At 71.3% G+C, this 12,048-nt stretch carries 10 protein-coding genes; 4 read left to right on the forward strand and 6 right to left on the reverse strand.

What is annotated here, in order from left to right; translation table 11 throughout:
* Nucleotides 1-328: 328 nt before the first annotated feature.
* The 3 genes from RMN56_RS05955 to RMN56_RS05965 form a co-directional block, all read right to left on the reverse strand.
* Nucleotides 329-2,671, reverse strand: a complete 2,343-nt coding sequence (locus tag RMN56_RS05955) for an acylase (RefSeq protein ID WP_313722829.1) — start codon at nucleotides 2,669-2,671, stop codon at nucleotides 329-331.
* 173 nt (nucleotides 2,672-2,844) lie between these two features.
* Nucleotides 2,845-3,663, reverse strand: a complete 819-nt coding sequence (locus tag RMN56_RS05960; RefSeq protein WP_313722830.1) for a hypothetical protein — start codon at nucleotides 3,661-3,663, stop codon at nucleotides 2,845-2,847.
* Nucleotides 3,660-5,015, reverse strand: a complete 1,356-nt coding sequence (locus RMN56_RS05965) for a YncE family protein (protein ID WP_313722831.1) — start codon at nucleotides 5,013-5,015, stop codon at nucleotides 3,660-3,662. Before RMN56_RS05965 ends, RMN56_RS05960 begins: the two co-directional genes overlap by 4 nt.
* Nucleotides 5,016-5,851: 836 nt before the next feature.
* On the opposite strand from RMN56_RS05965, the gene RMN56_RS05970 reads away from it, so the two are divergent.
* Nucleotides 5,852-6,718 carry a DUF2637 domain-containing protein gene (locus RMN56_RS05970; protein WP_313722832.1) on the forward strand — a complete coding sequence of 289 codons (867 nt, stop codon included), beginning with the start codon at nucleotides 5,852-5,854 and terminating at the stop codon, nucleotides 6,716-6,718.
* 453 nt (nucleotides 6,719-7,171) lie between these two features.
* Nucleotides 7,172-8,110 carry a replication-relaxation family protein gene (locus RMN56_RS05975; protein ID WP_313722833.1) on the forward strand — a complete coding sequence of 313 codons (939 nt, stop codon included), beginning with the start codon at nucleotides 7,172-7,174 and terminating at the stop codon, nucleotides 8,108-8,110.
* Between the two features lie 126 nt (nucleotides 8,111-8,236).
* On the opposite strand, the gene RMN56_RS05980 is transcribed toward RMN56_RS05975, so the two are convergent.
* From RMN56_RS05980 to RMN56_RS05990, 3 genes are read right to left on the reverse strand one after another with little or no spacing between them, the layout of a single operon-like run.
* Complete coding sequence (locus RMN56_RS05980; protein ID WP_313722834.1) at nucleotides 8,237-8,491, reverse strand: hypothetical protein; 255 nt, start codon at nucleotides 8,489-8,491, stop codon at nucleotides 8,237-8,239.
* Nucleotides 8,488-9,645, reverse strand: a complete 1,158-nt coding sequence (locus RMN56_RS05985) for an FAD-binding oxidoreductase (RefSeq protein ID WP_313722835.1) — start codon at nucleotides 9,643-9,645, stop codon at nucleotides 8,488-8,490. Before RMN56_RS05985 ends, RMN56_RS05980 begins: the two co-directional genes overlap by 4 nt.
* Nucleotides 9,642-9,863: a hypothetical protein gene (locus RMN56_RS05990; protein WP_313722836.1), complete on the reverse strand. Its 222-nt coding sequence runs from the start codon at nucleotides 9,861-9,863 to the stop codon at nucleotides 9,642-9,644. Before RMN56_RS05990 ends, RMN56_RS05985 begins: the two co-directional genes overlap by 4 nt.
* A 249-nt stretch (nucleotides 9,864-10,112) precedes the next feature.
* Between RMN56_RS05990 and RMN56_RS05995 the strand changes: the two genes are divergently transcribed.
* Both RMN56_RS05995 and RMN56_RS06000 read left to right on the forward strand, forming a co-directional pair.
* Complete coding sequence (locus tag RMN56_RS05995) at nucleotides 10,113-11,351, forward strand: helix-turn-helix transcriptional regulator (protein ID WP_313722837.1); 1,239 nt, start codon at nucleotides 10,113-10,115, stop codon at nucleotides 11,349-11,351.
* Nucleotides 11,352-11,362: 11 nt separating this feature from the next.
* A complete protein-coding gene (locus tag RMN56_RS06000) occupies nucleotides 11,363-11,842 on the forward strand; it encodes a flavoprotein (RefSeq protein ID WP_313722838.1) in 480 nt (159 codons plus the stop codon).
* The last annotated feature ends 206 nt before the right edge of the window (nucleotides 11,843-12,048 follow it).

Here is a 12,048-nt window from a genome sequence, read left to right on the forward strand (position 1 = left end):
CGCTGGGTGAACCGCGTGTCCGCCCGAGGCAGGCTGGACACGATGAGCGGAGGCGCCCCGCTCAGGAGCGCGGCGGGGTGATGATGTCGAAGGTCCGGTCCATGAGCCGATCCTATTCGCGGGTGCTGGACGACACGAACCGCATTTCGCGGCAAGCCGTGTGCCACGCACAGCTACCGCGAGGGTGTCCCGCTGATGGCGGAGGCCAGCCGCTGAGCGACCGCCTCCTGTGCAGGGCTTCGATCCTCGCCCTGCACAGCGGGTCCGGAATCGGCCCGGCGGCCGGCCGGTTGGCCGGCCGCCGGGCTCGGAGTCTCCGCCGGGGCGGTCAGTGGCGCCGCTCCCCCACCCGGTAGGTGACCAGGTTGGGGTCGGCCCGCAGCTGCTTCTCGGTGAACTTGATGGTGTCCCAGCCCTTGCCCGAGTACAGCCGGGTCTGGTCGGCGTACCAGGGTGAGTTCGGGTTGGCTGACTGGGAGTAGGTGAGGATCTGCCTGCCCGACGGCCCGTTGCGGCCCAGCTCGACGGCCATCACGAACGACGAGCCGTGTTGCACCTTCGAGTAGCCGACGCCGGGCTGCAGCACCCCGATGATCATGTTGAAGACGCCGGCTTCCGCGCGCCCGCCGTGGATCGGGATGCGCTCGGCGCCGCGCGGCTCGGTCTGGATGTCGCCGAGGCGGGCGTCGAGCGGGATGCCGTTCAGCTTGCGGACGGCATTGGCGAGGGCGGTGCGTACCCTCGGGTCGTCGACGGCGAGCCGGCTCGGCGTGGTGAGCGGGGCGGCCGGGTCGAACGCGTCGGCGAAGCGCAGGCCGCCGGCCAGGGCGAACTCGGTGAACAGGTGCGCGCCCCGGCTGTCGAGGTTGACCTTCAGGTCCCAGCCGCGCAGGGCGGCGCAGGCTGCGGTCAGGTCGACGGTGGTGCCGTCGGAGGCGGTGGCGGTCGGCTGCGCCTCGCAGACCCGGACCAGGTCGTCGCGGACCAGCTCGCCCCCGTACGCCCGGTCACCGAACGTCACGTCCCACAGCTTGCCGGTGGTGAAGCCCTTGCCGGGAAGCCCGTCGGTGCCCGCGATCCGCTGCTGCACCTGGTGCACGCCGAGCCGGGTCCGCAGGCTGCGCGGGGTCCGCTCGTCGCCGATGATGCGCGAATACCCCTCCAGCGGGCGGGCCGGGTTGGCCAGCCAGTAGCTGTCGTTGGAGTTGGTCACGTAGTCGCCGCGGACCAGCGCGGGCAGGTTGCCCGGGCCGAGGATGCCGGGCACCGCGGCGTCCGGGTCCCGGCCCAGCTCACAGGCGGAGCGGGAGCCGTCGAGGACGGCCTGGCCGCTGCTGGCGTACAGGGGCTGGAAGGGCGCCGGGATACAGGCGGCCGCGAGGGAGCCGGTGACCCGGGGCACGACGGAGTGGTCGGCGTAGAGGGCGTTGCCGTCGCGGTCGGCGGCGATGACGTTGACCCAGGGCAGGAACTGCCGCCGGTCCAGCACCGCCCGCAGGTCACCCACCGACGTCGCCCGTCCCATAGCGAGCCAGCCGTCGAGGGCGCGGTTGTTGGCGGCGTTGACGTCGGTGATCGCGTACGCGGCCTGCGCCGTCCAGTCGAAGGTGCCCGGCACCACGACGACCGGGCCGAAGTGGGTGTCGTAGAAGGTACGGGTGACCGGGCCGTCCGGCGTCTGGACGGTGACGGTGCGGGCGGTCATCTTCCGGGGCTGGCCGTCGTAGAGGTAGCTGGTCGGGTCACCGGGCACCAGAGCCAGCCGGTGCCAGACGAAGCGGCGGGCGGTGGAGACGGTGTGCGACCAGGCGATCCGGTCGTTGTGGCCGATCTCCACGATCGGATCGCCGACCAGGGTCGCGCCCTCCACGTCGTACCGGCCGGGCACCTTCAGGTGCATCCGGTAGAAGCGCTCGCCGCCGTCCCACGGGAAGTGCGGGTTGGCCAGCAGCATGCCGGCGCCGCTGGCGGTGGCGTCGCGGCCCAGGCCGTACGCGTTGCTGCCCACCCCGGCCGGTGCGCCGTCCCGGGCGGCGACGATGGCCTCCGCCTGCGGGGCGCTCGCCGGCACGCTGGTCCCGTCGGCGCGGGGCGGCGCGGCGGCGACGATGCCGTCGGCGAGCGCGCCGGAGCTGGCCCGGACCATCCGCGTCCAGTTCGCCCGCCACACGTCCAGCTCGGTGATCGGGCGTACCCAGTCCTTCCCCTTGCAGGCCGGGTCGGTGATCTTGTTCTTGGCGCCGCGGAGGTACGCGTTGTAGCCGGCGACGAAGCCGCGGATCTGGTCGCGTACCTCGTTGGAGGGTGCGTGGATGCCGTCGTGCGGGCCCGCCAGCCAGCGCTCGGCGGCGCGGGCGTCGATGGCCTTCTGGTGGAACAGGTCGCTGGTGACGTTGCTGGCTTGCGCGCCGAACCAGCGGGACCGTTCGGCCCGGACGGTCACCATCTGCTCCGCGATCAGGCAGATGTTGTCCTCGGCCTGGGCGTAGCCGACGCCGTAGCCGAGGCTGGCGAAGTTGCGGGCGGTGATGTGCGGTACGCCGTACGAGGCGCGCTGGATCAGGGCGGAGTAGCCGGGGCCCTGAGCGACGGCGGTGCCGCCGTTGATGGTGAGGCCGGCGGCGACCAGGACGGTGGCCGTCGCCGCGGCGGCAAGTGGGCGCGCCCTCATCGGGCGCTCTGGTGGTGGCGTGGACGGAACATTGGACGTCCTCCCCGAGTAGTGACTGTCCAGGTCCGACCGACGCTAGTAGTGAATGTTGCTCAAGTCACCTGTCGATCACCGCCGACGATGCGGGGCGGTTGAGTAAGCACCGCACGGGTCGCGGTCGTGGTACGTCCGCGTCAGCGCGGTACGGTCACCTGCTGCTCCGGGGTCGGCTTGCCGGCGCCCGGGAAGTGCACCTCGGTGTCGAAGGCGAGCACGCCGTAGTAACCGCCTGAGGTGTATCCGCTGAACCGGATCGTGTAGGCGTCGCCGCCTGTCGTCGGGGTGACGGCGTGCGGCACCTGCCGGCCGCAGGACGCGGTGTGCCCGGGCCCGTTCCCGCTCGGTGAGGTGGCGGTGAGGGAGTAGTCCTGCTCGCCCGCGTGGATGACCCGGCAGGTGATGGTCAGGCTCAGCGGCTCACGCGAGTCCGGGAGCCATCGGCCGCCGTCGAGGAAGAACGGCTCGACGAAGACGTACGGGTTGAGGTAGTAGTCGCCCGTGTCGTTCTTGCGCAGCCGTTGGGTGCAGAAGCGGAAATTGCCCTTCGTCTTGCCGCTGCGCGAGACGTACACCTGCTGGCCGACCTGCAGGGTGCAGGTCTGCGACAGCAGGGTGTAGCCGCGGGGAAATTCCGGGGCCGGGGTGGCCCGGGCCGCCGGGGCCGGCGGCGGGATGGCGGCCGAGCCGCCCCGCGCTGCCCCCGTCGGGCGCGGTTTCGGCTTGGGGGAGGCGCTCGCAGACACCTTGCTCGGCGTTGGTGTCGCCGCCGCACCCGTCGTCGGCGCTGCGGCACTCGCCGTCGCTGCGGCGGTGGGCGCCGAGGTGTCCCAGACGGCGCCGCCGGCTCCGGCGGCACCGGGTCGGGCGCAACTCGCAACGCCGGTGGTGAGCAGCAGCAACGTCAGTACGCCGCGACGGACGAGCGGCCAGCGCCGCCAGGTCGGCGCGCTCACCGCTGCAGCACCGCGGTTGCGTAGCCGTCCGGGTAGAACTGCCAGTAGTCGCGGTACCGGACCGTGAAGGTGCTGGTGCCGCGGGGCAGCGAGTAGGTGAGGGCGTACCTGCCGCTGGCGTCCATCTTGCCGCGCCAGAACTCCCGCTCGGCCCCGCCGTTGGTCAACGCGGTGATCCACCAGTAGTTGTCGTCGCCGATCGGCGAGCTCCAGGTCACGGTGAGCTGCGCGGTGCCCTTGTCCTTGCCGGTCCCCACCTGGGCGGCGACGGCCAGGTCGGTGACCGGCGGCTGCGGCGGGTGCGCCGGCCCGAAGGAGTGCAGCAGCTGCGTTTCCTGGTAGGGGTCGGTCGAGCTGACCGCCCAGGCCCGGGTGCCGTCCCGGTTGACCAGCAGCGTGCCCTCCCAGAGGCTGTCGCCGTTGCGGAAGTCGACGGCGTACGTCGGGACCGTGCTGCCCTTGGCGTAGAGGTAGACGTCGGCGTCACCGGTGGCGGTCGAGGCGCGGCCGATGGCGACGGTGGAGCCGTCCCCGGACCAGGCGGCGTCCTGCGGGTAGACGCCGCTGGGGTAGACGGTGGCGTCGGCGAGATCCGGCAGCCGGTAGGAGTGATGCTCGTACGGGTGGCCGACCGTCTCCACCACCTCGGTGCCGTCCGGGCTCACGGCGTAGTCGATGAGGTTGCTGCCGGTGTTGTCCCGCCGGGCGGCGATCCTCGGGCTGTCCCCGGAGACGTCGATGACGTACGTGGTGACGGGCGAATACCCGGTGTCGCCGGCGACGAGGAGACCGGGCGCGCCAGGGCTGGCGTCGATGATCGGGTGGTAGTTGGGGCCCTCGGTGTAGACCACCGGCGGCACGCCGGGCGCCGACCAGATCAGCAGACCACCGGAGCCGATGCCGGCGTCGATGAACCCGCCGACGACCTTCTCGCCGGTCGGTTCGACGGTGTACAGGTGGGCGCCGGGGGGCGCGGGGTAGCTGGCGATGATGGTGAGCGTGGCGGCGTCCAGCGCGATGACCCGGTTGAAGCCCTGCGCTGCGTACAGGGTGCGCCCGTCGTCGCTGAGGACGAGGTCGGAGATGTCGGCGACGGCCGTTACTCGGTTCAGCAGCCGGCCGTCGAGGTCGGTCACCACCAGCGGCAGCCCGCCACCGACCCCCTGGGCGATGTAGAGGCGGCCGCGCGCCTCATCGAGCTCGATCGCCCGCAGGTCGTCCACCGGCAGCTGGGTGCCGACGCTCTTCAGCGGGGCTGCCTCGGCGGCGGCCGGCGCTGCTCTCAGTAGGTCACCGGCGGTGAGCCCGATCGCCGTGAACATCCCGGACGCCAGCAGTTGACGACGCCGCATGACACCTCCCCGTGTCGGCCAGCCGCCGTACCGACGGCCAGGCGAAACCCTAGTACCGGGCTCGCGGGGTTTGGAAGCAGCGCGATGACGTGATCTGGCGAAAGGACCAGGGCACCTGTCGCCGGTCTGCCGGCGGGTGCCCTGCCGGATTGCACTCCACCGGACTGGCGTCACGGCTCGTGACTGAGCTGCCCGGAAATCGGGGTTGACTCGGCGGGTGTTCCCGGGGCGTACTCGATATACGCACCCGCACCGCCGGCTGGCGCGGTCGCCAGAAAGAGGCCGCAGGCATCTCAGGACGGGTGCCGGCTGTTGCTCGCGCGGGCGTTGGGGGACGTCGAGAGATGGGAGGTCCCACATGAAGGATCACTCGTCGGCAAGTTGAGCTGCACCACTGTGGCGCTTGTCGAGCGCTGCCGGTGGCGAGCGTTGCGACCGCTTGTGGCTCGGCTTGGCCGCCCCGTGTCCGCTCGTTGACCTCAGCCTGCAGTACGGGTTGTGGCGGCACCTGCTGCCCGGCTGCCCACCCCTGCGCGGGGCCTGGATTGTTCGTTGGCTCGATCACAGTGAGGTAATGGCCGACCTCTGCACGCACAAGGGGTGCGCCTTGCCGGGCAACCCCGGCAGGGTCGCGCCCGCCCGCGAACTGGCCCTGTGTGGTTAGGGCGCGACCTGGACGGCATCCCCCTTGAATCCCTACAAACGAAGCTGGAGCACGAACATGACCTCGGCTTTCATCAATACGAATAGGCTGGCGGCTGCCTTCTCGGTTCGCCGGCCAAGGATGACGCCATTCGAGGCTCTACCCGGACGACGTGTCGGCAGGTGGTGGGCCGTTGGCACCACTTGAGCAGCGGCCGCCTGACCTGCCCAACGAGATGCGGTCGGGGCGGGAGCGGCTGGAGAACCTCATCCAGGTGCTGATCATGCTGTTGATCGGCGGCGCGGCCGGCGCAGCCTCGTTCCGTCACGTCCACGACGTCGCGGCGGCGCACGGCCAGCCGGGCTGGCTCGCCTGGGCCGACGCGGTGGTCCTGGAACTGGCCTCAATCGCCGCCGGTCTGGAACTGCGCCGCAACCGGCGCCTAGGAAAGAGCGTCGCGTTCCCGGCGACCGTGCTGACAGTGGCGGTGTTCCTGTCCCTGTCGGCCCAGGTCGTGGAGGCGGAAGCGTCGGTGATCGGCTGGGTCGCCGCCGCGTTGCCGGCGCTCGGCTTCCTGACGATGGTGAAGATCGCCCTCGGCCGCGCCGACCCCGCCCCACCCGACCAGACCGCCCGACCCACACCGGGCGAGCCAGGACCGCCGCTGATCGTGGACGCCGCGGTCCCGGACACCCACGAGCCGGTCCCCGGACCGCCGCTGCCGGTCCCCACGCTCACTGTCCCGGTCCGGGACTGCACCACCGCGGTCCCGGCTGCGGCGGGCCAGGACCCGGCGGTCCCGGACCGCCGCGACAGCGGCCCACCGGTCCGGGACCGCGGCCCGGAGATCAGCGCGCTGGTCCCGGCCGCCCGGACCGCCGCCCACACGCTCGCCACCCACGGGACACCCCTGTCCCGCAAGGAACTCGCCCGGCAACTGCGCGCAGACGGGCATCACCTGTCCAACGCCACCGCCTCAGCACTCGTGCGCGTCCTCCGCTCCGAGGCCACCCCACCGGCCCCGGCCACGCCGGACCTGTCACGTCAGGAGGCCGCGTGACAGAACCACAACCGGCGACTTCTGACAGAGCACACCGCCCCTGTCGGACCAGCGCCTGTCAGGAAGCCCGCCTCCTGACAGAACCTGACCCGACCTGTCAGAGCGAACACCGCCCCGCGCGCCACGGCGCTCGCCGCCAGTGCATCCACTGCCCCTCCACCCGCACTCCGGTCTTTGAGCGAGCGACGAGCATGCTGATCCAGCTCAACGGCCCCCACCAGCGCCACCAGCGCTGTCACCGACCCGCAACACCCGCCCTCTCACACCACGATTGCAGCGGTGCGACCGGCCATGCCGGTGTCGGTGTCGATCCCCGTCCCACTGTCCGCCTTGAGACCGACCCCCAAACTGACCCCCGATACTCGCTGACAGCCCAGGTCAGGTCGGCTCTCACCGACCCCGAGTGGTTCCAGACACACCCTCATGCGTGGGGTGTCCCCCCAGGGGCCGCCCATGCGTAAACCGCTACCCGCGCCGGATCCGCTGCTGCGCCTGCAGGCCAGCATCACCGCCCGCGACGACCGCCTCCTCGGCTGGCTCTACGACCACGGACTGCTGACCACCGACCAGATCGCCACCGCCCTGTTCCCATCCCTCGATTTCGCTCAGCGCCGGCTACGCCGCCTCACCGTCCTTCGGGCGGTGGACCGGTTCCGGCCCAACAAACCCGACGGTGGCTCCTACCCGTACCACTACGTCTTGGACCAGCTCGGCTACAGCCACGTCCACGCCCAACGCGGACTCGGCCCGCCACGTCGGGACCAGGCCCGCCGTCGCAAACAGTCCCTCACGTCGCGCCCGGACCTGCCCCATCTGCTTGGCGGCAACCAGGTCTTCATCGACCTGGCCGCCCACGCCCGCAGCCACCCCAACAGCCGTCTGGACCGCTGGCAGCCCGCGTCCGCCTTCCACGACCCGGGCGTGTTCTACCGCAAAGGCGGAGACCCGCAGATCATGGCCCGCGGACCGAGCGGCCTGCCCCGCCCGGACGGCGCCGGGGTGTGGACCGAGCAGGACCGTGCGGTGCCGTTCTTCCTCGAATACGACACCGGCCGCGAGCGCCTCGACATCCTCACCGAGAAGATCGCCAAGTACGAACGCTTGTACGCGATGAGCACCTGGGCATGGCCGGTCCTGTTCCACCTACCGTCGGCGCGACGGGAGGCGAACCTGCACCACCGCCTCACCGGCACCACGCCACGAGCGTTCATCGCCACCACCACCGCCGACCTACGCGCCGCCACCAGCGCGAGCCCCGCCGACCAGGTGTGGCACCTGGTTGGTCTCGGCGCCGGCCGTCGCCGCCTCATCGACCTGCCCTACAACGACACCCGCCACGACCAGGAGTTCCCTAGCCGCAGCGCGGCCCGGCCGCACGGGCGAGCATCCTGATGGCCTTGACGGTGTGAGCAGCCCCGGTTGACCGGGCTGCTCACACCGTCTGTTCCGTAGCGGCGGGTGCGGGAGGACCGGAAGCCGGGCAGGCACCTTCGACCAAGCGGCGAGCCAGCCGTGAGGTCACGGAGCTTGGTACGTCCGCTGCTGCGACTGCCACGCCCGTAGGGCACACTTGATGCGCTGGTTCTCCGCCCGCACGTCGTCCCGCTCGCGAGTACGCCGCTGCAGCTCGAAGGCAAGGCGGTGCAGCAGAGCATCGACTTCGTCGACCCGATAGCCGCGCCGCCCTCGTCGGGTCAACGGCAAAGGCAGCGCGGCGATCCGATCCGGGGTGAGCGGGCCGCGCAGGGCGTGCCGGCTGCGGTAGACGGTCATCGCCACGGGATCCGTTCCGGCAGGTGGATCCGTGCTGCGGGCACGCCGGCGGCGAGCAGCCGCAACCGCGCGCCGGCCAGCATCGCCGGCGGACCGCAGACGTACACCTGCTGGCCGGGACGATGGTGGTCGAGGGCGACGGTCAGCGCATCGCCCCGCTCCCCCGGCTCGGCCAGCGGATCATGGGAGAACGCCGGCACGACGGTCAGCCAGTCGTGGGCCTGCTGAAGCTTGTCGAGAGTGATCGCGTCGTACAGGCTCGCCACGTCACGGCTTCCGGCGATCAGCGTCACCTGTCGGCCGTCCGGGGCGGCGGCGACCTGCTCGACGATCGCGCACAGCGGCGCCAGCCCGGTGCCGCCGGCGATCAGCAGCAGGTCCCCGCAGTGCAGGCTCAGCCCGGTGTCCGTCGGCGGGCCGAGGTAGAGCAGCTCGCCGGGGCATACCTGATGGACCAGGCTGGTGGAGACGGCGCCGCCGCAGACCGCGCGGACGTGCAGCTCGACGGTGCCGTCCGGGCGCGACGCGTTCGCCGGGCACAGCCAACGCCACCGGCCGGGCCGGCGCGGCGTGCAGACCGGCACCGCCTGGCCCGGCCGGTAGGGCAGCCGCCGCCACGGCCGTACCGTGAGGATCGCGACCCCGTCGCAGGCCAGGTCGTGGTCGAGCACCTCCACCGGCCACCAGGCCGGGCCGTCCCCTGCTCTTGTGGCTGCCCGCTCGACCTCATGCCAGGGCACGGTGGTCCGCAGCGCGTCGTCGATGACCGTCTGATGCTCTGGTCGCAGGCCGAAGCGCCGGTACGCGCGGCCCAGGACGCTCAGCAGCGCCAGCTTCTCGGGGCGGTCCGGCCGGTCGGCGAGCCGGCGCACAGCGGCCTCGACCAGCGGGGCCTCCCGCTCCGGCAGCAGACCCGGGCAGCGGTCCTCGACCTCCTCCCAGAACGAGCGCCGCCGCAGGTAGCTCTCCGCGCGCCGGCGCTCGGCCTCCGACCAGCCCAGGTACGGCAGATCGGTGCCGGCGGCCAACGCTCTTGCCACCTGCTCCGTCAGCCGGTCCCGGTCCACCCCGATCAGGTACGGGGACAGTTCCACGTCCGCCGCGACGAGGCTGAGCCAGCGGGCGACCGCCTCGGGCGTCGCCTGTTCCGTCACGCCGGCTCCCCGAGCTGCTCCTCTGTGAGGCCGGCGGCGTAGATCGTGGCGTGGGCCCAGCGGGCCGGGCGGCACGGGTTCGGTACGCGTTCGCTCCGGCACAGCTGGCCCCACGGCCACGGCCCGGGAGCGTGGACGCGCACCGCGTGGACGGCGAGCGCCAGGTCCTCGTCGGTGACCGGGGTGAGCACGGGACTCTCGGCGAGTACGGCGGACATCGGTGGGCGCCTCCGGCGGTGGGGTGCGTGGAGTGGCGCCGGGGCGGGCGGGGACGACCGCCGCCGTACGGGGGAACGACGCGGCCGGAGCCCAGCACCCGCCCCGGGCCATGCGTCTAGCCTCGGGCTCAGCCTGAGCAGGAACTACAGCGCCGGAGGAGCCTCCGTGACGCAGAAATGAGGCGTCTGCGTACCCGCCGGATCGACGGGGTGTTACTACAGTGGCGGCAGAACGGAGGGAGATCGGGCGTGGCCCTGAAGCGGCACCGACTCTGTCAGCGACGCAAGGCCCTCGGGTTCAGCCAGGAGCGCCTGGCCGAGCTTCTCGGCGTGGAACGGTCGACCGTGGTGCGCTGGGAGAACGTCGAAACAGATCCTCAGCCGTGGCATCGAACTCGGATTGCCTTCGCGTTGGGAGTTACGCTCGAACAGCTCGACGACATGCTTGTTGACGTGTCGGTGGCAGCACATCGAGGGCAGGCCATGGGAGATGACGCTCGTAGTGCCGCCCCCAGCGCCGCACGGCTGGAGCTACTGAGCGGACTACGCACGTTCCTCACCAGCTACCTGACGGCGTCCGAGGGGCCGATGCCATCGCTTGTCGAGGTGCGGCGGGGCGTTGGCCGGGTACACAACCTCTACCAACGGGCGAGCTACACGTCGGCCGCTCGCCTGCTGCCGGACGTGCTCAGCCAGGCTACAGCCCTAACTGGCCACGCCAGCGGACTGCATCGCAGCAGCGCCTTTCGGCTGCTCGCTGCCGCCTACATCGCGGCATCGAAGCTGGCAGCCAAGGTCGGTGACGGTGACACCGCCCTGCTGACCGCCGACCGGGCTTCCACCGCCGCCCGGCTGGCGGACGACCAGGCCTTGGCAGCCGTGGCCGCCTATCAGGCGGCATGCGGGCTCATGTTGCTGCCCGGGAGAGCGGGCGACGCCGAACAGATCGCGCTCACCAGCGTCAACCGCCTCGGTGCCGTTGACAACCCAGACCTGCTGTCTGCGCAGGGAGCGCTGGTACTGCTGGCTGCCGTGATGGCCGCTGGACAGCGCAGCTCTAAGGAAACGGGCCAGTTCCTTGCGCAGGCCGGAGACCTGGCGGCGGTGCTCGGCTCAGATCGCAACCGGCTCTGGACCGGATTTGGTCCGACGAATGTCGTCATCCACGCGGTCTCCGCTGCGGTTCGAGCCGGCAATGCGGATCAGGCGCTGGAGATCGGGTCGCGGCTCGACACGTCGCGGTTGCCGGCGGTGCTGGTCGGTCGACGGGCCCAGGTACACGTCGACTTGGCGGCAGCGGCGTTCATGTCCGCCGGCGATCGATCGGTCTCCGTGCTGCACCTTCTTGAGGCAGAGCGGGTGGGCGCCGAGGTGGTTTACGCCAACGTGCAGGCGCAAGCGCTGCTGCTGGACCTGCTGGCCAAGGAACGACGGGCGCCTACGCCAGGGCTGCGGCCGCTGGCGGAGCGGGCTGGGCTGCTGGCATGACTCAACGGGGTGTGCTGGCTCTGGTGGTCTGTGCCGCTCCTCCGGTGCTGCGGATCGGTGAGCTGATTGAACTGCTGCTCGCAGACGGGTGGGCCGTCTGCGTGACCGCTACGCCGACAGCAGCGACGTGGATTGATCGGGAGGCCTTGGCGCGCCAGACGAGGTATCCGGTGCGGGTGGAGTGGCGAATGCCCGGCGAGCCGGAACCGCACCCGTCGGCGGATGTCGTCGCCGTGGTGCCGGCGACCTTCAACGTGATCAACAAGTGGGCTGTCGGAATCAATGACACGCCTGCGCTCGGCGTCCTGCACGAGGCGCTCGGCGTTGGGATCCGGGTGTACGCATTTCCGAACGTCAAGGCGCAGCTTGCCGCCCATCCGAGCTACGACCAGCACCTACGCCTACTTCAGGATTCGGCCGTCATCGTGTCGCCGCTGCCTGCCGAGTTGGACTGGCCGATGGTCGCGGAGCAACTCAGGACGCCCGTGTAACCCCTCCCGCAGCCGGCTCCGGCGGGCAGACTTCCCACCGGCTGAGCCAGACGGCCAGCCTGAGCCACTGCGACCGAACCGGTCACGACCGAGTGCGAAGGACACGCCCAGGTCACCTTTCGACAACGCGCAGTACTCGGGTAACGTGACGCAACCTGCGAGCAGTAACTACGCATCACTGGCGGAGCAAGCTACTGCAGTTTCTC

Source organism: Micromonospora halotolerans (genome assembly GCF_032108445.1).
Classification (GTDB): Bacteria; Actinomycetota; Actinomycetes; order Mycobacteriales; family Micromonosporaceae; genus Micromonospora; species Micromonospora halotolerans.

Bases quoted from the DNA above. Each gene is read 5' to 3' on its own strand.
- RMN56_RS05955 (WP_313722829.1), bottom strand. From the start codon at position 2,671: ATGAGGGCGCGCCCACTTGCCGCCGCGGCGACGGCCACCGTCCTGGTC.
- RMN56_RS05965 (WP_313722831.1), bottom strand. From the start codon at position 5,015: ATGCGGCGTCGTCAACTGCTGGCGTCCGGGATGTTCACGGCGATCGGG.
- RMN56_RS05975 (WP_313722833.1), top strand. From the start codon at position 7,172: ATGCGTAAACCGCTACCCGCGCCGGATCCGCTGCTGCGCCTGCAGGCC.
- RMN56_RS05980 (WP_313722834.1), bottom strand. From the start codon at position 8,491: ATGACCGTCTACCGCAGCCGGCACGCCCTGCGCGGCCCGCTCACCCCG.
- RMN56_RS05990 (WP_313722836.1), bottom strand. From the start codon at position 9,863: ATGTCCGCCGTACTCGCCGAGAGTCCCGTGCTCACCCCGGTCACCGAC.